The following is a 20,092-nucleotide window of genomic DNA, read 5'->3' as shown; positions in this document are numbered from 1 at the left end:
AGTTGGAGGCACTTCATCACCGGGTGCGGGCGCGGAAGAATTCCACCGACGGAACTCTCCGCTGTGAAATACGGGCGCCATCGCATGGCGCCGTTTCGCCTTTCGCGTATCGCGTTTCGCGCATATTCCTCGACCCGGGAGCCACCATGTCCACCAGCGTGACCAGCGTGACCAGCCCCAGCAGCACGACGCCCCCGGTGACGGACCGCCCGGACCCCGAGGCCACCGCCCCACCGGGCTCGCCCTGGCGGTCCTGGCTGGCCGTGATCGGACTGGCCCTCGGCGTCTTCTCCTTCGTCACCACGGAGACCCTGCCCATCGGCCTGCTCCCCTCCATCGCCGAGGGCACGAAGGTCTCGCTCGGCTCGGCCGGCTTCCTCGTCACCGGCTTCGCGGTGCTCGCCGCCGTGACCGCCGCGCCCCTGACCGCGCTCACCGGGCGCGTGGACCGCAAATGGCTGCTGGTCGGCCTCATGGTCCTCTACGTCGCCGGCAACTTCATGGCCGCCGCCGTCTCCGGTTACGCGCTGCTGCTGACCGCCCGCCTCATCGTGGCCCTGGCGCACGGGGTGTTCTGGTCCATCGCCGTCTCGATCGCCGTACGGCTGGTCCCCGAGCGGCACGCCGTCCGCGCGACCTCGGTGGTCCTCGGCGGCATCTCCCTCGCCTCCGTCGCCGGCACCCCGCTCGGCACCGCCGTCGGCCAGTCCGCCGGCTGGCACGCGGCCTTCGTGTGCGTCGGCTTCCTCGGCTTCCTCGTCCTGGCGGCCAGCCTGCTGTTCATGCCCGCCCTGCCCGCCAAGGGCAGCGGGAGCCTGGCCGCGCTGCGGCACGTACTGCGCCACCGCGCGCTGCGCGTCGCCGTCGGCGTCACCGCGCTGATCATGAGCGGCCACTTCCTCGCCTTCACGTACGTGGCCCCCTTCCTGGAAGAGGTCACCGGCGTGCGGCCCTCCCTCGTCGGCGCGCTGCTGCTGGTCTTCGGCGCGGCCGGGCTGGCGGGCAACTTCGCGGCGGGCGCCGTCGTCGGCCGGGCCCTGCGGGCGAGCATCATCGGCTGCACCGGGCTGCTGGCCGTCGTCATGGGGGTCATGTACGCGGGCGGGGCGAGCGGCCCGCTCGTCATCACCATGCTCGTGTGCTGGGGCGTGCTCTACGCGGCGCTCCCGGTCGCCCTGCAGACCTGGGTCATGCGCCTCGTCCCCGAGGAGAGCGAAGCCGCCTCGTCCCTGTACGTCGCCGCCTTCAACGGGGCCATCGGCGTCGGGTCGTTCATCGGAGGCCTGATCATCGACTCCAACGGGCCGCGCCTGGCGATGATCGTGGCCGGGGCCTTCGCGCTCGCCGCGATGCTGACGACGGCCGTCTTCGGCCGGGCCGGGGGAGAGGCGCCCCGGCGCGCCGGGTCCTGACCGCCACGAGTCCACACATCACGATCCGGCCCGGGTGACGGGCCCGCGGCGGCGGCATGAGGAATTCATGGTGGCCGTATGGCGCACGACCTGTCGTCAGGCTCGGGCGCGCGGCCATACTCGTGAAACCCTCCGCCGGCTAGAGAGGTGCAACATGCGGTATACGACCGGGGGTGTCCAGACCTTCCATCTCTGGTCGCTGTCCGAGGACGTGATCGTCGATCAGGGGCCCGGTGGCGACGTCCTCCTGCTCACCAGCCGCTGGGGCGAGGACCGGCTCGACCGGCCCAGCCCGGCGGTGCGCGAGGTGCTGCGGAGGATGGAGCTCGGGCCGGTCCTGCTGGCCAACGCCCTCAGCGAGCCCGAGGACCAGTGCCCCTTCACGCTGCCGGCGCTCAGCAAGCTGTCGCACCTCGTGGTGCGCACCCTCGGAGTGGACGACCTGAAAGGGCCGCTGCTGTCCGTGGTCCCGCTGTCGTCGGCGGCTTCGTTCGTCCTGATCCGGCCGGCCGGCGAGCGCCGGGTGTGCCTGCCCCGGCACGTGGCCTTCACCGTGCCGGAGTCGGGTACCGGATGCGTCCTGGAGTCGGAGCGCTCCCCGCACCGCGTCGTCCTGCACCGGCAGGAGGCGGCGTGGGTGGCGATGACGCTCGCGTGGCCGACCACGCTCACCGCGGTCTCGGCCGCCCTGCCGCTGCCGCCGCAGGTGACCGAGGACATCGTCGGCTACCTGGCCGCCGCCGGGCTGGTCACGTCCGTGGACGAACCGGCGTAGCGGCGCCGTCGCCCGACGTTCCCCGTCCGCCGTTCCCCGTCCCCGTCTGCTCTTTCCCGTCCGCCGGTCCCCGTCCGCCGTCACGCCCGGGCGGCTCAAGGGACGCTTGGGTTCCGGCCGAGTTCCCGTCCAGATGGTTTCAAGCCACTTGCCCGATAGTGCGGCGCATGCAGCGGGAACGTCCCGTATCTGACTCGACGGAGTGGACACCATGCTGGACACGGACACCTTCCGCAAGGTTTTCGGTTCCTTTCCGACCCCGGTCGCGATCGTCACCGCGCTCGGCGGGGACGGCGAACCGGCCGGCTTCACCTGCAACGCGTTCTCCGCCGTGTCGGCGGCCCCGCCCCTGCTCCTGGTGTGCGTGGGAAAGGGGTCCAGGACCCTGCCCGCGATCCTCGCCTCGGGGGCCTTCGCGATGAACTTCGTGGCCCACCGGGGCCGGGACACCGCCCGGGCCTTCGCCGGGAAGGCGGAGCGCAAGTTCGACGGCGTGGCCTGGCGCGGCGGGCTGGCGGGGGTTCCCGTACTGACCGAGGACGCGGTGGCGTACGCCGGCTGCGCGCTCGTGGAGACCGTGGAGGCGGGGGACCACCTGCTGCTGATCGGGCGGATCGAGGAGAGCGAGACCTTCCCCGGCGCCGCCGCCCTGTACCAGCGGGGCGAGTTCGGCCGGTGGGAGCCGGACCGCGAGCTGGCCGTGCAGCACTGACGGGGCCCTCGCAGGCGGCGGAACGGCGAAGCTCCCGGCGGACGCGGTGTCTGCCGGGAGCTTCGTCGTTCGTACGGGGCGGCGGCCGTACCGCTGTGTGGGGGGCGGCGCCGGCTAGGCGGAGAGTGCATGCAGGGTGGAGGAAGGGACCTGCAGACCGGTGTCGTTGGCCAGGATGGCCTGGTGCAGCCGCTGGAGCCGCGGGGACGGTTCGACCCCCAGCTCGCTGATCAGCGCGTGGCGCAGCGACTGGAAGGCGTCGAGCGCGCGCCAGGGGTGCCCGGCCCGGTACAGGGCGGTCATCAGCTGGGCGGACAGGGTCTCGTGCAGGGGCTGTTGGCTCACGAGCATCCGCAGCTCGCCGAGGATCTCCGCGTGCCGGCCGAGGCTGAGGTCGGCTTCGAGGCGCATCTCCAGCGCCCAGTCGCGTTCCTCCTGCATACCGATGACCTCCGTGGCGAGGACCTCACCGACCGGTACGTCGGTCAGGGCCGGTCCGCGCCACAGGTCCAGGGCGCGGCCGAGCTGCTCGGACGCCGTCCTGGGGTCGTTCTCCGCCATCGTCCGGCCGCCGAGGCGCACCAGCTGCTGGAACGCCAGCAGGTCGAGGGAGAACTCCTCGGGAGCGAGCCGGTAGCCCCCGTAACAGGTCGCCAGTACGTCCTTGGCGCTCCGGCCGGATTGCTGCTGCACGCCGGCCTGCGTCAGTTTCCGGCGTAATTGGAGGATGTAGGTCTGGAGCGTGGTGGCGGCGCTGCGGGGAATGGCATTGCCCCACAATTCCGCCATCAGCGTTTCCACTTGTACGACACGTCCCGCGCGGATGGCGAGCAGCGCGAGGATCTGGCGGGGTTTTCCTGCGGTCGGTGCGATGGACATGCCGTGCATACGGGCTTCGAGCGGTCCGAGAACTCCGAATTCCATGGATTCAGCATCGCAGCCGGCTTGAGCGGGCGGCCAGTGACGAAGGCACGAGCGGACATGAAATTCTCATACGCCTCCGCCCGCCTGCTGACGGGCAGCGGGCGGGCGGAGGGCGAACGGAACCGGCTTCGTGGGCTCAGCCGTTGACGAAGGTGAGCCCGGTCGGGTCGTAACGGGTGCCCGCGATCTCCTCGGGCGGCGCCGCGGCCTCGATCGCGGTGAGGTCCTCGGGCGAGAGCCCGACGGCCAGGGCCGCGAGGTTCTCCTCCAGGTAGCGCGTGCGCCGGGTGCCCGGGATCGGCACCACGTCCTCGCCCCGGTGCTGCACCCAGGCCAGGGCCAGCTGCCCGGCGGTGATCCCCTTCGCGGCGGCGAGCTCGTCCAGCTTCGCGACGATCGCCTGGTTCCGCTCGCGGTTGCCGTCGGCGAAGCGCGGGTGCCCGCGCCGTACGTCGCTGTCCGCCAGCTTCTCCACCGAGCCGTACCGGCCGGTCAGGAACCCGCGCCCGAGCGGGGCGTACGGGACCACGCCGACACCGAGCTCGCGGCAGACCGGGACGATCTCCGCCTCCAGGTCCCGGGACCACAGCGACCACTCGCTCTGCAGCGCGGCGATCGGGTGCACCGCGTGCGCCCGCCGGACGGTCTGCGCGCCCGCCTCGGACAGGCCGAGGTGGCGCACCTTCCCGGCCCGCACCAGCTCGGCCATGGCCCCGACGGTCTCCTCGATCGGCACCTTCGGATCGACCCGGTGCTGGTAGTAGAGGTCGATGTGGTCGACCCCGAGCCGGCGCAGCGAGGCCTCGCAGGCCTGCCGTACGTAGGCGGCGTCGCCCCGTACGAGCGTGGGCTCGCCGAGCCGGTTCGCGAAGCCGAACTTCGTGGCCAGCACGACCTCGTCACGGCGGCCGGCGACGGCCCGCCCGATGAGCTCCTCGTTGTGCCCGCTGCCGTAGAAGTCGGCGGTGTCGAGGAGGGTCACCCCGAGGTCGAGGGCGCGGTGCAGGGTCGCCACCGACTCGGCGTCGTCGGTGGCGCCGTAGCCGTGGCTCATGCCCATGCAGCCCAGGCCCTGCGCGGAAACGGCCAGTCCACCCAGGGGCCGGGTGGGGATGTCGGTCATGCTGCCTCCAGGGCGAAGGGACGGGCCGCGAAGAGGACGGCGGCCGGGTCGAAGGTCAAGGCGATGTGGGTGGCGATGGAGTTCACGTCCCGCCAGGCGCGCTGCAACGGGCTCTCCAGGCTCTGCCCCGAGGTTCCGGCGGTGGCGAACATCCGGTTCACGGCGGTGACGAGGAGTTCGGTGGACAGCGCGTAGTCGCGCACGTTGCGGGCGATCTCCGCCTCGGTGATCCGCGCGCCCCGGTCGGCGACGTCCGCGGCCCGCTCCAGCAGCAGCGCGGCGGCGTCGATCTCGCCGGAGCTGCGGGCCAGGGCGGCCTCATACGTACCGAGGGAGGGCCCGGGACCCCCCGCCTTCCCGGCGCCCCGCGCGAGCCGCCGCGCGGTGTCGCCGGTCCACAGCTTGAGCGCGCCGCGCGCGGCCCCGAGGGCGGCGGGCGCGCACGACAGCCCGTTCACGGCCTGGATCGGCACGGCGGGCCCGTCGAACAGCCGCTGCCGGTCCACGCTCCGCGACTCGGGCACGAACACGTCGTCGACGACGACCGTGTTGCTCCCGGTACCCCGCATCCCGGACGCGCTCCAGGTGTCCTTGACGGCGTAGGCCCCGCGGGGCAGGGCGAACAGCCGCGCACCGGCCTGCCCGGGAAGCACGGCACAGACGACGACCCAGTCGGAGAAGTCGACGCCGCTGACGCAGGCCCAACTCCCGGACACCCGCCACCCGCCGGGCGCCGCCGCGGCCTTCCCCGCGGGCGAGAGCGACCCGACGACGAACGCGTCGGCCCCCTCCGCCCACACCTCCTCCTGCCCCTGAGCGGGCAGAAAGGCGGCCACCCGGGCCAGACTGGACGCCACGGAAGCACACCAGGCGGCAGCGGCACACCCTTCGGCGACGACGGCCACGGCGTCGGCGAACTCGCGGAAAGTCCCCCCGGCCCCGCCGAACCCGACGGGCACGAAATGCCGGGCGAAACCGCTCTCCAGCACCCCCGCCACCACATCGGGAGTCAGCTTTCGCCGCTCCTCGGCATCGGCGGCCCGCCGCCGCGCCACCTCACCCAACCCCCCGGCCCGCTCCACGAGCCCGGTCCCCGTAACCATCCTGCCTCCCCAAAAGCCACCGACAAGCGGCCCGGACCATCCCACAGCCCCCTCAACCCCCACTCGCACCCCCCTAGAGCCCGACGGCTGCTGACGGCGCCCGGCCCCCCGGGTGCGCGAAGATCGAGCACAGTCGTGGACGACCTGGCGGGGCCGGGCCGTCGAGCCGTTCGTCCGCGCCTGGCGGTAGGCCGGAGATGCGCGTGGCGGTCCACCACCCGGCCGGCGCCAGGTCGTTCAGTGACGGTGGGACGGCTGCGCCGCGGCGGTGAAGTGGGCGGCGATCCGGAGCAGTTCCCGGACGTCGTCCTCCGGGGTCCGCAGATCCGGGTGCCGGACGGAGTCGGCGTATTCGGCGGGTACGGCCGGCCGCCGGCCGTCGTGGCGTGCGGCGAGGGCGGCGTGCAGTTGGTCGGCGGTGATCGCGGCGGCCAGTTCGCCGTCGCGGAGGCCGTGGCCGCAGTGCCGGGTGCCGGAAGCCTCGCGGACGGCGGGTTCCAGATGGACGGCCAGCGCCCACTGGCCGTCCCGGATCTCCACGCAGCGCCGGTACAGCTGCCAGCTGACGTTCCAGACAGGCAGGTTGACGCGGGTGGGGCGGCGGCCCGGCTGGAGAGCGATCGCGGGCATGGAGCGGTGCATCACCTCCCACAGCGGCCCCAGCGTCCGGTACTGCTGCTGTGCGCGCAGCCAGCCCCGTACGCCCGGGACCAGATGCACGCCGAGCGCGGGGACCAGGAATCCGGTGAGGACCATGAGGGTGCCGCCGTCGGCGCAGGCCCAGGCGAGATGTTCCACGGCCGCCGGGATACGGGCGTCGCCGCGCACCGCGGCCAGCAGCGCGGTCAGCCGGATCGCGCAGTAGCCGAGGGTGAGAAGGGCGCCGGCCCCGACGATCCGCAGGCCGCGCGCCACCCACACCTCGTCCGTGCGGCGAGCGGCCCGCAGGCAGCCGACGACGAGGAGTGCCTGGCCGGCACCGTACGCCGAGATGTACAGCCCCAGATATGCCTGGTAGACGCCGACACCGAGGTGGCGCGCCGTGAACGTCTGGGGGGTGGTCGGCCCGGTCGTCGGGAGGAGTGCGAAGAGCAGCACCAGGCCCGCGATCACGGCCGCACCCGCCAGCAGGGAGGTCCGGGCCGCCCGGCGGGCCGCGTCCGGCGGCAGGATCCAGCAGGCGAGCACGACCGGCTGCAGGGAAACCTGGGCGATCACGCAGGCGAACGAGGCCAGGAGGGCGATGGAATGACTGTTCGTCACCTCGCCGAGATGGATCCAGGTGGGTTCCAGGGACACCAGGAAGGACAGCGCGCAGAAGCCGTACACCCCGGCGAGCGCGGTCAGCGCGGTGTCACGGGGGTGCCTGCGGGCCGGCCGCAGCAGGAGGCAGAACCCTGCCACGGCCAGCGTCAGGCAGAGGGGATGGAGTAGCTGCTGCATGGTGCGGGCCGGTCACCGCCACCCGCGGAGCAGCGTCCGGGCGGCCCGGTCCTGGCGGGTGGTCCGCCCGCGCGCCGGCCGGTGGAGCAGGTGCTGGAGGTGGGTGCCGATCAGTTCGGCCTCCCGCTCCTCCTCGTGCACGTAGTCGGTGCGGCCGAGCATCACCCGGACCTTCGCCGGGTCCAGGTGCGGGACGAGCCGGTCCAGCTGGTCGGCCGTCGGCGGCTGCTGCCGCGCGGCACCAGCGCCCGTACCCGTACCAGCGCCCGTACCAGCGCCCCTGCCCGTACCCGCGCCCGGGTCCGTGGCGAGGCCGCGGGTGAGACCGTGGCCCCGGATGATGTGCCCGATCTCGTGGGCGATGATGTGGTCCTGGTGCACCCGGCTGGTGTTCTCGTGCACGAAGATGTAGTCGATGCCGGCCGCCGTGCGGATCCACATGCCGCAGATGCCCTGGAAGCTGCCGGCGGGTGCGGGCGCCAAGCGGATGGGATGGCCGGAAATTCTCTGGATGGCCGGGATCAGTTCCCGGACATCGGCGGCCGGTGGGAGGTCGAGCCCCTTCACGAACCGGCGACTGAGGCGCCGTGCTCTTCGGTCCGACTCCGGTGCGGCGGCTCGGAATCCCGGCTTGACGTGCGGCTTAGAGAACATCGGCAGTGGTCACCCGGCCGTTGTTCGTGATGGATGGATCAGCCCCGTTGCTTGCCATACGTTCCATCGCAGCATGGCGACTCGGTCGACGCATAGGGGATTTCAGGACACCATCGGCCCGTTGTCGGCGTCGCCGAGGCCTTCCAGCTCGCGGACCCGCTCGATCATCTCGGTGATCGACTTCAGGCTCTTCTCGGACAGCCCGGCCGTCCGCAGCGCCACATGCTGCACCTTCGCGTCGCGCAGCGCGGCGAGCAGGCCCAGTTCCGCGTCGACGGCGTCGGTGACCCGGTCGTCGAAGAAGTAGGCGGGCGGCACCCCGAAGAACTGGGCCAGCCCTTCCAGGTGGCGCAAAGTCGGGTTGTCGCGCTGCCCCTTGCGCAGCAGCCAGATGTAGCTGCCCGAGATCGGGATCCGCTCCGCCGTGATGGCTCGCGCCACTTCCTCGACGCTGTACGGGCCCCGGCCGGCGGGGGCCGTGTGGGCGAAGAGGTGCTCCAACTTCTCGGCCAGTGACTTCGGGGCTGCGGGCGGCCCCACCGGGTCCGCCTGCCCGGCCCCGTCCGCCTGATCCGCCTGATCGGCCATGACGTACCTCCCTCTCCGGCGCGCACCCTATCACCACACTGGTGTGTCAGATTCACAATCTCGCAATCAATGTCAGTTGACGGCTTGATCGGCTCGTGCCTAGAGTCGCGCCATCGACTGGGGTTTCGATGAAGCAGGAAATGATCGAACATCAGTCGATGCCGATGTGGGCTGTTCTCACCCGCCCCCATCTCACCCACCCCCACCGAAAGGAATGTCATGGCCAAGATTGCGGCCTTCATGAACCAGCAGGACATGGGCCCCATCGCGGAGAGCGAGCTCTCCGTCGGCGGTACGCCCGTCATGGCAACCCCGGCCGTCGTCGCCGTTCCGGCCTCCGTGAAGATCACGGCCGGAATCGTCGCTTTCACCATTCCGGTCGGTGCGTACGTCACCGGCCGCGTCGTCAACTGATTCCGGATTCCGGCCGTCGCGCCGGATGACACCAGAAAACAGGGAGGGGTACAGATGCACAGCATCACCGAGAGCGTCCGCGTCATCGCGGGCGCGACGCTGTCCGAGGACTCGGGCGAGCAGACCACCAGAATGATGCCGGTGGCCTTCACCCCGGCCGTCCTGGTCACCACGCCGTACGCCGCGGGCGGGCTGGCGGCCGGTGCCGCGGCGGTCGGCGCCTACGAGGCCGGCCGGGCCGCCGCCAAGGGCTGACCCCCGCCGGATCGGCGGAGTATTCGCCATCGCTCCCCACGTGGGAACGAGGGCTGTCCGGCCGCGCTGGAATCGCGGCCGGACAGCCCGTCCATGCTAACCGAACGCCAATCGAAGCCATTTGCCGAGCCGAGAGGTAGGCGCGTTTTGCGGTACATAAGGAAACTGGCCTCGGCGGTTTTCTCGCCCGTTCCGGTTTCCCGGGATAGGGCCCTGGGGATTTCGGAGCGGCTGTCCGCCCTCACCACGCTGTCCTCCTCCCTGGAATACCTGAACCAGCGGAAACACCTGGAGCCCGGCGGGCTCAATGACTGGGACATCATGAAGAAGTCCCCGGAATCCACCAACCCGGTCATCAGGAAAATCAGCAATGCCGTCGCGCACCGCGAGGTCACCCTCGCACTGCACGCTGCCCGCGCGGCCGTCGGTGTCGGCATGCTGCTGCCGGGCAACAGCCGTTGGCGCGGCGCCGGCAGCCTCTTCCTCGGCGGCACCACCTGCCTGCTGGCCGCCCGCCACCGCTACGGCACCGACGGCTCCGACCAGGTCGCCACCCTCGTCCAGGGCGCCACCGGCCTCGCCCGGCTCTCCCGCAGCACCCAGACCCAGGACGCCCTCCTCTGGTACGTGGCCCTGCAGGCCAACCTCTCGTACGCGGCTTCCGGCTGGGTCAAGCTCCTCGGCGAACGCTGGCGCGACGCCTCCGCGCTCCCCGGAGTCATGCGGACACGGACCTACGGCTCCGAGAAGATCTACCAGCTGACCCAGCGCCACCCGAAGACCTCCAAGTACGTCCAGCACAGCGTGCTCGCCCTGGAATGCCTCTTCCCCCTGGTCCACCTCGCGGGCGGCCGGCTCACCCGGCCCGTCCTGGCCTCCGCCGCGAGCTTCCACGTCGCCAACGGGTTCATCATGGGCCTCGGCCGCTTCATGACGGCCTTCCCCTCCATGCACCCGATGGTCGCCTACACCACCACCCCCGCCTCCCACCCCGCCGTCGCCGGCCGCGACGACCGGGCCGTGAAGGCCGCCGGACTGCTGCTGGCCGCCGGGGTCGCGGCGAGCGCAGCGCTGGCCGCGCAGCGCCGCTCCACCGTCCTGGAGGGCTGGCCCACCTCCCGCAGGTTCGTCACCCGGCACGGCAACGAACTGCTCTACGAGACCGGCGGCGGTACCGGCGACGCGTTCGGCACCGGCGACACCTTCGGCACCGGCCACGGCGAAGAGCCCGTCCTCGTCTTCGCCGCCGGACTGGCCTCCACCTCCGAGCACTTCGCCTGGATCACGGAGCGCTTCGTCAACGAGACCGACCACCCGGTGGTCTCCTACGCGCGGGCCGGCTACGGCGGCAGCCTCCGCCGCACCACCGCCCCGTACGAACTCGCCGAGTCCGTGGACGACCTGGAGGACCTGGTCCGCGGGGTCCTGCCGGCCGGCCGCAAGGTGGTCCTGGTCGGCCACTCCCTCGGCGGCGAGATCATCCGCCGGGCCGCCGACCGGCTGTCCGACAGGCTGGCCGGCCTGGTCTACCTGGACCCCGCCCACCCCGCCGAACTCCAGCGCTCGGAACGGCAGAGCGAGGGCTCCAAGGCCCTCAGCGAGACCATCGCGCAGGCATCCCGATACCTCCGCCTGGGTAGCGGAATCCTGATGAGCCGCCCCGAATGGCTGGACCGGCTGCCCAAGGAATACCGGCAGCGGGTGTTCGCCCAGTACACCGACGCCCGGCTGTGGACCGCCGGCAAACGTGAATGGGAAGCCGTCGAGAAAGACTTCCGCGCCTTCGACGGCACCATCGCGCCGCTGCCCGTCCCCGGCCTGATCATCGCGGCGCAGCAGACCGTCGACCAGGACCCCGAGCAACTGCTCCTCTACAACGAGCTCTCCCACGCCCACCCCGGCCACGGCGAGACCGGCGGCATCGAGGTGGTCGAGGGATCCGACCACGACTCCCTGCTGACCAACGCCGCCCACGCCCACCGCGCCGCCGACCTGATCGCCACCTTCCTGGCCGAGGCCCGGGCCGCCCGTGTTCCGGACGCCCGTGTCCCGGCCGAAGCCCGGCAGGGCGAGCTGCAGGACCAGCCGCAGGACGCGGCCCGTACGGAAGGAACCGCCCGATGAACCCCGGCGCCCTGCTGAAGTCGGCCTTCACCGGCGAGGGCGCGTGGGCCCGGGTGCTCGGCGCCGGAATGCTGGTGGCCACCGTCGCCGCACAGCACCCGCACCCGGCGTTCGACCGGCCCCGCACCCGGGACGTGTACTCGCTCGTCCCCAACTGGAAGTTCTTCGCCCCGAACCCGGCGGTCCACGACTTCCACTACGTGTACCGGACCCTCGACCCGGCCGGTGTGACCGGCGACTGGCAGGAGATCGAGATGATCGAACCGCGCCGGCTGCACCAGGCGTTCTGGTTCGCCTCGCGCCGCCCCGAGAAGGCCGTCTTCGACATCTGCACCGCCGTGCTCCAGCTCGCCGCCAAGGGCGGCGCCGGCGCCGCCCAGACCAACTCGGCGTACCAGGTGCTGCTCGGCTTCATCCGGCACACCATCCGTGAACGGCACCCCGAAGGCACCGTCCAGGGCTTCCAGTTCTCCGTGGTCCGCGCCTCCGGCCACGACACCAGCGAGGATCCGGAACCCCTGTTCCTCTCCCCGTACACCCCCCTGGACCGGCCGGCGAGGGCCGGCCACCCGACCGCGGTCTGACCCCCGTCCGACCCCACCGTCCGACCCACCGACAGAGAGGTGCCCAGCCATGGCCGGCGCAGTCGAGGACATCGGCTACGGAACGCAGTTCGCGTCCTGGTACCACCGCATCTTCCCCACGGACGCGAGCGTGGCAGCCGTCGCCGACACCCTCGCCGCCCTCCACCCCGACCCCGGGTCCGGCACCCTCGAACTCGGCGTGGGCACCGGCCGGATCGCGCTCCCGCTGGCCGCCCGCACCGGCCCGGTCTCCGGGGTGGACTCCTCCCCGGAGATGCTCGACCTGCTGGCCCGGACCACCGGCCCCGGCCCCGGCGGCAACCGTGCCGAAGTCACGGGAATTCACGGGGACATCCGCACCTACACCGACGACCGCCGGTACGGCCTCGTCTACGCCGTGTGCGGAGTCCTGTCGATGCTGCTGACCCCCCAGGACCAGCAGGCCATGTTCCGTCGGGCGGCCGACCTGCTCACCCCAGGCGGCCGGCTGGTCGTCGAGACGGGCAACCGCCCGGCCGTCGAAGCCCTCCACGAGGGCCGGTCACGCATCACCCTCTTCACGCCGTACCCCGAGCCGGGTACCGGACTCCAGACCCACTCCACCCTTCCCCCCGGATCCGACCTCTGGCAGTGCTCCCACATCTGGTACGAATCCGACGGAAGTACCCGGGTCGGCACCGAACTGTCCCGGCCGATCACCCCCGACGAAGCGGACGCCCAGGCTCTGGCCGTCGGACTGGCCCCGGAGGGCCGCCACAGCGGCTGGGACCTCTCCCCGTACGACGAGCGGTTCCCGCTCTTCCTCACCACCTATCTGAAAGGGGCCTGAGATGAGCACCCAGCGGGCCGTATGGTTCGTCGCCGCCCTCGCCGTGGCGGTACCCGTCATGGCCGTGATGTTCCGCGAGGACGGCCGTTTCACCAGCCAGTCCTGGACCAAGGGGTTGATCTTCGGCACCGCCGTCGCGGTCGTCGCCGCCATCGCCGCGGGCCGGGCCCGGCAGTGAACACGGCGGCGATCGCGGCCCGGCACCGTACGCTCCTGGCCACCGGCATCCTGCTGGGCGTGGCCGGCACCGCCGCCACCCTGATCCAGCCCCTGCTCATCGGCGACCTGATCGAGGCCGTCGCCCTGGACCGCTCTCCGGTCTGGCCGATCGTCCTCATCGCGAGCCTGTTCGCGGCCGACGCGGCCTTGGCCGCCGGCCACTTCTACCTGATCGGGCGGGCCGGCGAGAACATGGTTCTCGACATGCGGACCACCCTCACCGGCCGGCTGCTGCACTCCCGGCTGGGAGCCTTCCACCGGCTCGAACACGGCGACGTGTTCACCCGTACCGTCGCCGACACCTCGGTGGCCCGGATCGCGCTGTCCTCCTCGCTCTCCCAGATCATCACCTCGGCCCTCACCACCATCGGCTGCGTCGCCGTGATGGCCTGGATCGACTGGCAGATGCTCCTGGTCACCGCCGGCTGCCTCGGCGTCGCCTCCGCCGTCGCCCTCGGCCTGGCCCGCGCGGTCCGGGCCGCCGCCGTCACCAACCGGGAGGACACCAGCGACTTCGGCTCCGGTCTGCTGCGCGTCCTGGGCGCCCTGACCACGGTGAAGGCATCCCGCGCCGAAGCCCGCGAAGCCGAACGCATCGGCGAACTGGCCGACGCCGCCCGCCGCAGCGGCATCCGGGTGACCCGGCTGACGGCCCTGCTCATGCCCTCGATGAACGTGGGCACCCAGGTCTCCCTGGCCGTGGTCATCGCCTGGGGCATGGCCCGCACGGCCACCGGAGAACTCCCCATCGAAGACCTCACGGCCTTCATCATGTACCTGTTCTACCTGGTCAGCCCCCTGGTCATGCTCTTCATGTCGCTCGGTGAACTCCAGCAGGGCCGCGCCGCGGTGGACCGGGTCCGGGAACTGGCTGCCATAGAGCAGGAGCAGGAGCAGGAGCAGGAGCAGGAGCAGGAGCAGGAGCAGGGCTCGGCACAGGAACAGGGATCGGTGCCGCGGGCGGAGCCGGGGTCGGATCCGGGACAGCGCCGGGAAGCGGCCGGAGCCATCGAATTCAGGGAGGTGTCGTTCCGGCACCACAGGGCGGCCGCCCCCACCCTCGACGGCATCTCCTTCAGCCTCCCCCCGACCGGCGTCACCGCGGTCGTCGGTCCCTCCGGAGCCGGCAAGACCACCCTCTTCCAGCTGATCGAACGGTTCCACGCCCCCGACCGGGGCAGCATCCACCTCGGCGGCACCGACACCGCGGCCCTCCCCCTGGCCGAACTCCGCGCCAGGATCGGCCTGGTGGAGCAGGAGTCCCCGCTGATGCGCGGCACCGTACGGGAGAACCTCACCTACGCCCGCCCCGATGCCACCGAGGCCGAGATGGCCGATGCGATACGCGCGGCCCACCTCGACCAGGTCGTCGAAGCCCTCCCGCAGGGCCTGGACACCCCCCTCGGTGAAGGCGGCACCGGACTCTCCGGCGGCCAGCGCCAGCGGCTGGCGATCGCCCGCGCCCTGCTCACCCGCCCCGACCTGCTCCTCCTCGACGAGGCCACCGCCCACCTGGACGCCGACGCCGAAGCCGCCCTCCGGCAGACCATCGCCGAGGTCGGCACCCGCTGCCACGTCCTCACCATCGCGCACCGGCTCTCCGCCACCATCGACGCGGACCGCATCCTGGTGGTCGAGGACGGCCGCCTCCGCGCGCGCGGCTCCCACGCCGATCTGCTGGACCGGGATCCCACCTACCGCCGCCTCGCCACCCGCCAACTGGCCCCCGCAGCCGAAGGGCCGGCCCGATGAGCCGCCACCCCGACGCGGCCGTCGTCGGCACCGGTCCCAACGGCCTGGCGGCCGCCGTCACCCTGGCCCGTGCAGGCCTGCGAGTGGTCCTGTACGAACAGGCCGACACCATCGGCGGCGGCCTGCGGACCCGGTCCCTGTTCGACAGCGACATCCGCCACGACACCTGCTCGGCCGTCCACCCGATGGCCGCCGCCTCCCCCTTCTTCACCGCCTTCGACCTCCCCTCCAGAGGTGTCCGGCTGCTCCAGCCCGAGATCCCGTACGCCCACCCGCTGACCGGCGGCCGCTCCGTCGCCGCCTGGCGGAGCCTCACCCGGACCGCCGAACAGCTCGGCCCGGACGGCCCCCGCTGGTCCAGGCTGATGGGCCCCTTGGTGGAACGCTCCGCCGCGGTCGTCGAACTCCTCCTCTCCGATCTCCGCCATCCACCCCGCGACCCCGTTGCGGCGCTCCGCCTGGCCACCCGCGTCCTCACCCACGCCCTCCCGCGCAGCCCCTTCACCACCCCGGAGGCCCGCGCCCTGCTCGCCGGCGTGGCCGCGCACGCCGTCGGACCGCTGCCCTCACTCGCCTCCGCCGCCGTCGCCATGCTGCTCGGCCACACCGCGCACAGCACCGGCTGGCCCCTCCCCGAAGGCGGCAGCGACCGCATCGCCCAAGCTCTCGCGCAGGACATCACCGCGCACGGCGGCGAGTTCGTCACCGGCCACCGCGTCCGAGACCTCGCCGAACTCACCGGCATCCCGCTGGTCCTGCTGGACGTGGGCCCCACCGAGTTCCTCAGCCTGGCCGGCGACCGGCTCCCCGCCCGCTACCGGCGCGCCCTCACCCGCTACCGGTACGGACCGGGCGCCGCGAAGGCCGACTTCCTGGTGTCCGGCCCCATCCCCTGGGCGGACCCCCTGACCGGCCGGGCCGGCACCGTACACCTGGGCGGCAGCGCCGAGGCCGTCACCCGCCAGGAGCGGGAGGTGGCGGCCGGCCGACCCGGCGCCGCCCCCTTCACCCTCGTCGTGGACCCCGCGGTCACCGACCCGGGACGTGCCCGCGGCGACCGCCGCCCGGTCTGGGCGTACGCCCACGTACCCAACGGCGACACCCGCGACCCGGTCGACCTGGTCCGCCGCCGCATCGAGGAGTACGCCCCGGGCTTCTCCGACACCGTCCTGGCCTCCCGCGGCCGGGCCGCCGCGGACTGGCAGGCGTACAACCCGAACTACGTGGGCGGCGACATCGCCGCCGGAGCCCTCACCCTCAAACAGTCCCTGGCCCGCCCCACCCTCCAGGCCGACCCCTACCGCACCCCGCTCCCCGGGGTCTACCTCTGCTCGGCGGCCACCCCACCCGGCCCCTCGGTGCACGGCATGTGCGGCCACCTCGCCGCCCGGACAGCCCTCCGCCGCCACCACGGCCTGCGCACGGCCCCGCCCCTCTCCCCCCCGAGGCCCACACCATGACCCTTCGGCCGACTGTCCGGACGCCGCCGCGGACGACCCTCCGGACGACCCTCTGGAAGCGCCACGGCCTCCTCTTCGCCGCCGGCACGCTCTGCGTCCTCGCCAACACCGACGGCCTGAGCCCCCTGTGGTTCACCGGCCTGTTCCTCCTCGCCGTCGGCGGCACCATGCGCTGGACCCTGACCCGCCGCCAGCGCCCGACCGGCGACCACCCCCCGGTCCCGATGCGGATCCCCGTCGAAGGCCCCTGGACCGCACACAACAGCCCCGCCGACAAGGTCCCCAGCCACACCCACAGCCACGCCCAGACCTACGCCATCGACCTGATCCACCACCCCGCCGAGGGCCCCGAGGCGCCCCCGTTCACCAACCTCTGGCCACTGGCCCGCCGCCCCGAGCACTACCCGACCTTCGGCCAACCGGTCCTGGCCCCCGCCGACGGGGTGGTCGTCGCCACCGCGCACCGCATGCGCGACCACTGGACCCGCTCCTCACTCCCGTCCTTCGCGTACCTCTACCTCGAAGGCTTCGTCCGCAGCCTCGGCTGGCCCTGCCACCTCTGGGGCAACTACATCCTTCTGGACACCGGGGACAACGTCGTCGCCGGCTTCGCCCACCTCCGCCGAGGCTCCCTGCGCGTACGCCCCGGAGACCACGTCCGAGCCGGCCAGCACCTGGCGGACTGCGGGAACTCCGGAAACTCCTCCGAACCCCACCTCCACTTCCAGCTCATGACCACCGCCGACCCCACCACCGCCCAAGGCGTCCCCTTCACTTGGCACTACCACCTCGGCACCCGCGAACCCCGAACCGGCATCCCCTCCAACACCACCCTCTTCACGGCGTGACATCGGTCCTGCCCGGACCGGCGGTGCACGGGGCTGAGAATCAATCTGGAGGGAACTGCCGCCGCGGCAGGCGCGGTCGCTGCTCTCCGCGGTCTCCTGCACCGGCGGCTGACCACGGGCTGAAGAACCGCTGCGCCGAGGAGGCCCGTCGGGTGCCGCTTCCACGACCGCCGACGTACGGCTGCACATACGCGAAGACCCCGTCTCAGCGAACTCGCTGATGGCGGGGTCTTTGGGCACTTCCTGCGAAGTGCCCCCGGCAGGATTCGAACCTGCGCACACGGCTCCGGAGGCCCCGTGCGTCTCACGCGTTCCCGCAGGTCAAGCGACTACCAGCGCCTTGCCTGACCACTGCCGTCCACGTATAGGCCGCAAACCACGGAGGCAGCTACCTCAGTTGATCAACGATGTAGCCCGACGAGTCATCCCGACGGGCAACTGCCGCAGCGAGGGCGAGTAGGGCTTCAACCTGAGCGCTGGCAATGAGCTGATCGGCACTGAGCCGCCCCTTCGCCCACTTCTCGCTCGCGTCCAACAGCTCCTGCGCTTTGTGAGCATGCGCTGCATAGTCGGCCACAAGGTCCCCCTTCTCAGTCAAGGCCCTCGGAATAGTAATCACCCTGGCGCCTGGGGCCCTAGTTTGGAAGATCGCGCACGCGCCCACCCAGTCACCAGCCAACCCCCTGACCTGCACGTTCCCACACGCTCCACGACGTTCCCCGCGAAACCCCGCCCGCTCGGGCACGCGGGGGACACGGCTCTCTGAGTTCTGGAGGCAGTGTTGTCGGGTGCTATACGCGGTTGCGCCGCATCGGCTGCCGATCGCAGGATGCCACCCAGGGAGGAGCTATGGAGCGACATGAATTGATGCGGCTGCTCGCTGGTGACGACGCGGCGTCCACAGCTGCCTTGGCCGCCCTCGCCGACGGCGCCGAGTACGACGTCTGGGACGCAGGAACGCGGCTCTCAGACGGACATGCAGGGACCTTCGCGATCCGGCATCGGTGCATGCAGCGGATGGGTGCGGAGACCCTGGGATGGGAACGAGCAGAGGAACTCCTCCGTGAGCGCCCTCAGCCCATCCGGATCGGGCAGATCACAGCGTCCGACAGGTTGTGGGTCTATACGTTCTTCCTCACCGCTGACGGCCGCGAACTCGTGGCCTGTGCTGGCGTACGCAGGGCGGACAGGATCCCGGACCAATAAGGAGTACGAGTGGCCTGTCAGGTGGCGCCCTGAGACCGCTCAAGGGCGTCCATGAGCGCATTGTGGGCGGCGAGCTCGGTGGCCCGGCAGGGCGCGGTGAGGAACATTTCCTGAGCCTCGCCGAGGCTGCACTTGACCACCTGCCTGGTCACCATGACCGCGTCCACGCTGTCACAGCCGATCTCCTTCAGGAACTCCTGCAGAACCCCGCTATCGCGGTGCTCCGCCCATAGGGGCCGCGCCTTCACGGCCACCTCGGCTATACGAGCCTCTCGCTCCGCGTCCATGCGGGTACCCCCGCGTACGGTGTGAGCCGTGAGGTAGATCTATCGCCCCGGGCCGCCGATCTGGGCAGACGTGAGAGTGGTCCTGTCCACCTCGGCGCTGAGCGTCCAGGGTCTGTAGCTGCCCGACGTGCATGTGATCCATAGGCGCAGTGGACTCCTGGAGTACTGCCTCTGCCACCGCTCCTCACCCTCCGCTCCCTCGTACCAAGAGGGGCGGAACGAGCCTTCGAGCTGGAACTCCCTCGTATCGTGGAGCTCCATAGGGAAGCTACCGAGGTGGCGACCGAGCTCGTCGGCATTGTCGGTGCGGGGCGGGAATCGCAACGGTCCCCAGATCGTGCGGTCGCGTTCCTCGACGTCGCGTCCGTCTCCCAAAACAGGGACGGTGGTGCGGTCCCAGTCATCCCGAATCGAGATGTTGACAGAGTCGAGGCGGTGAAGCACTGCAGGGCCGAGCCAGTGGATCTTGAGGCGCCGCTGAGGCACACCCTGGTCGTGCACAAGGATCTGGACGGTCATCTCTGGGGTCAGTTCGCGGTGGAAGCGGCCCTCCTCGATCCGAGCTACAGCATCGGCGGTGGCTCGAGCGGCCTCTGCTGTGCGGTGAGCTGACTCGGATATTTGGTTCGCTCTCTGCGAGTTGCTGTCCGAGGACCGAGCAGCTTGCCGGGCACTCCACGCCGCCCACCCGCTGAACATTGCGGCTGCGCCGGCTATGCCACTCTCCAGGAGGTCTTTGGTATCCATGGATCTATCCAACTTGAGCTTCCGGGCGAGCGTCGTGAAATCCGGGATTCGGCTCGCAAGCCTTGAGACACCTCACTGGATCAAGGGCCGACGACCTGCCTGCCTCGTCGCAGTCCATCCTCAAGGCGTAGCCGCTCGAGCCCGGTGGCGGGGGCGTACACGGCTTGAGGGCGTCGACATCTGCCTTGTAAGCTCGCCCGGCCCACGCCCGTTGCCCACTCAGCCCATGCAGCAACACCTCTCCACGACCGCCCTGCACTGCTGGCGTCCACCCCCGTTGATGTCACCCGTGGATGTCAGAGGCAAGCCGCTCACCGTCTTACTTCCTCTTCCGAAGCTTCCGCATCTTGGCTTCGGCTTGCTTCTTCCTCCGCTGTGCCACTCCATAGCTCGACCAGCCGCCCTCGTGTAACTGGCACCGAGAGCTGTTCATGATCGCGGGCTTGGTGCACGACCGCCCCTTGGGCCATCGCCCCCACCTGCTTCCAGCGTCGTCGGCCATCGGACCCCGGGATGGTCTCGCCAAGGAGGGCCGCTGGGAAGGCGCAGACAAGGCGGACAGGGGCACCGCCAGCACACGGCTTCGGAGTGTCTGTGGGGCTCGGCGCCTGCGCGGGTCACGGGCAGCGCGCC

General features: G+C 71.5%; 20 protein-coding genes. 13 read left to right on the top strand and 7 right to left on the bottom strand.

Annotated features, from left to right (window positions below):
• Positions 1-146: 146 nt before the first annotated feature.
• From CP980_RS10845 to CP980_RS10835, 3 genes are all read left to right on the top strand, one after another.
• Positions 147-1,412 (top strand): MFS transporter, encoded by a 1,266-nt coding sequence (locus CP980_RS10845; RefSeq protein ID WP_150528069.1) that lies wholly within the window; start codon positions 147-149, stop codon positions 1,410-1,412.
• A 154-nt stretch (positions 1,413-1,566) separates the two neighbouring features.
• The gene (locus CP980_RS10840; RefSeq protein ID WP_132756776.1) at positions 1,567-2,187 is read left to right on the top strand and encodes an NADH oxidase; all 621 of its coding nucleotides are present in this window, start codon (positions 1,567-1,569) and stop codon (positions 2,185-2,187) included.
• A 211-nt stretch (positions 2,188-2,398) separates the two neighbouring features.
• Positions 2,399-2,899: a flavin reductase family protein gene (locus tag CP980_RS10835; RefSeq protein WP_132756777.1), complete on the top strand. Its 501-nt coding sequence runs from the start codon at positions 2,399-2,401 to the stop codon at positions 2,897-2,899.
• A 114-nt stretch (positions 2,900-3,013) separates the two neighbouring features.
• Here CP980_RS10835 and CP980_RS10830 read toward each other — a convergent pair whose 3' ends face one another.
• From CP980_RS10830 to CP980_RS10805, 6 genes are all read right to left on the bottom strand, one after another.
• Complete coding sequence (locus CP980_RS10830) at positions 3,014-3,823, bottom strand: AfsR/SARP family transcriptional regulator (protein WP_132756779.1); 810 nt, start codon at positions 3,821-3,823, stop codon at positions 3,014-3,016.
• 136 nt (positions 3,824-3,959) lie between these two features.
• On the bottom strand, positions 3,960-4,946 hold the full coding sequence (locus CP980_RS10825; protein WP_150528068.1) for an aldo/keto reductase: 987 nt from the start codon (positions 4,944-4,946) through the stop codon (positions 3,960-3,962).
• Positions 4,943-6,049 (bottom strand): acyl-CoA dehydrogenase family protein, encoded by a 1,107-nt coding sequence (locus CP980_RS10820; protein ID WP_150528067.1) that lies wholly within the window; start codon positions 6,047-6,049, stop codon positions 4,943-4,945. The genes CP980_RS10825 and CP980_RS10820 overlap by 4 nt, the downstream gene beginning before the upstream one ends.
• Positions 6,050-6,286: 237 nt before the next feature.
• Positions 6,287-7,492: an MAB_1171c family putative transporter gene (locus tag CP980_RS10815; protein WP_150528066.1), complete on the bottom strand. Its 1,206-nt coding sequence runs from the start codon at positions 7,490-7,492 to the stop codon at positions 6,287-6,289.
• A gap of 12 nt (positions 7,493-7,504) precedes the next feature.
• Positions 7,505-7,975, bottom strand: coding sequence for a hypothetical protein (locus CP980_RS35065; protein ID WP_165937276.1), 471 nt, complete (start codon positions 7,973-7,975; stop codon positions 7,505-7,507).
• Positions 7,976-8,248: 273 nt separating this feature from the next.
• On the bottom strand, positions 8,249-8,734 hold the full coding sequence (locus CP980_RS10805) for a helix-turn-helix domain-containing protein (RefSeq protein ID WP_229906919.1): 486 nt from the start codon (positions 8,732-8,734) through the stop codon (positions 8,249-8,251).
• 219 nt (positions 8,735-8,953) lie between these two features.
• Here CP980_RS10805 and CP980_RS10800 point away from each other — a divergent pair, with 219 nt between their 5' ends.
• The 9 genes from CP980_RS10800 (at position 8,954) to CP980_RS10765 (ending at position 17,219) form a co-directional block, all read left to right on the top strand.
• Positions 8,954-9,148 (top strand): hypothetical protein, encoded by a 195-nt coding sequence (locus tag CP980_RS10800; RefSeq protein ID WP_048476417.1) that lies wholly within the window; start codon positions 8,954-8,956, stop codon positions 9,146-9,148.
• A 54-nt stretch (positions 9,149-9,202) separates the two neighbouring features.
• Positions 9,203-9,403: a hypothetical protein gene (locus tag CP980_RS10795; protein WP_132756786.1), complete on the top strand. Its 201-nt coding sequence runs from the start codon at positions 9,203-9,205 to the stop codon at positions 9,401-9,403.
• 321 nt (positions 9,404-9,724) lie between these two features.
• Complete coding sequence (locus CP980_RS10790) at positions 9,725-11,527, top strand: alpha/beta fold hydrolase (RefSeq protein ID WP_132756788.1); 1,803 nt, start codon at positions 9,725-9,727, stop codon at positions 11,525-11,527.
• The gene (locus CP980_RS10785; RefSeq protein ID WP_099889448.1) at positions 11,524-12,111 is read left to right on the top strand and encodes a hypothetical protein; all 588 of its coding nucleotides are present in this window, start codon (positions 11,524-11,526) and stop codon (positions 12,109-12,111) included. Before CP980_RS10790 ends, CP980_RS10785 begins: the two co-directional genes overlap by 4 nt.
• Positions 12,112-12,160: 49 nt before the next feature.
• Positions 12,161-12,940, top strand: a complete 780-nt coding sequence (locus CP980_RS10780; RefSeq protein ID WP_150528064.1) for a class I SAM-dependent methyltransferase — start codon at positions 12,161-12,163, stop codon at positions 12,938-12,940.
• A gap of 1 nt (position 12,941) precedes the next feature.
• Complete coding sequence (locus tag CP980_RS35870; protein WP_229906918.1) at positions 12,942-13,118, top strand: hypothetical protein; 177 nt, start codon at positions 12,942-12,944, stop codon at positions 13,116-13,118.
• Entirely contained in the window at positions 13,115-14,911 is a 1,797-nt protein-coding gene (locus tag CP980_RS10775; protein ID WP_229906917.1) for an ABC transporter ATP-binding protein, read from the top strand. Before CP980_RS35870 ends, CP980_RS10775 begins: the two co-directional genes overlap by 4 nt.
• Entirely contained in the window at positions 14,908-16,371 is a 1,464-nt protein-coding gene (locus tag CP980_RS10770) for a phytoene desaturase family protein (RefSeq protein WP_150528062.1), read from the top strand. Before CP980_RS10775 ends, CP980_RS10770 begins: the two co-directional genes overlap by 4 nt.
• Positions 16,368-17,219 (top strand): M23 family metallopeptidase, encoded by an 852-nt coding sequence (locus CP980_RS10765; protein ID WP_132756794.1) that lies wholly within the window; start codon positions 16,368-16,370, stop codon positions 17,217-17,219. The genes CP980_RS10770 and CP980_RS10765 overlap by 4 nt, the downstream gene beginning before the upstream one ends.
• Before the next feature lie 1,223 nt (positions 17,220-18,442).
• Here the strand turns inward: CP980_RS10765 and CP980_RS10755 are convergent.
• Positions 18,443-18,712, bottom strand: a complete 270-nt coding sequence (locus tag CP980_RS10755; protein WP_150528060.1) for a hypothetical protein — start codon at positions 18,710-18,712, stop codon at positions 18,443-18,445.
• 276 nt (positions 18,713-18,988) lie between these two features.
• Here CP980_RS10755 and CP980_RS10750 point away from each other — a divergent pair, with 276 nt between their 5' ends.
• Complete coding sequence (locus CP980_RS10750; protein ID WP_150528059.1) at positions 18,989-19,324, top strand: hypothetical protein; 336 nt, start codon at positions 18,989-18,991, stop codon at positions 19,322-19,324.
• Positions 19,325-20,092: the final 768 nt, after the last annotated feature.

It is taken from the genome of Streptomyces vinaceus, assembly GCF_008704935.1.
GTDB lineage: Bacteria > Actinomycetota > Actinomycetes > Streptomycetales > Streptomycetaceae > Streptomyces > Streptomyces vinaceus.
This window is presented reverse-complemented; position numbering and strand designations above follow the sequence as displayed.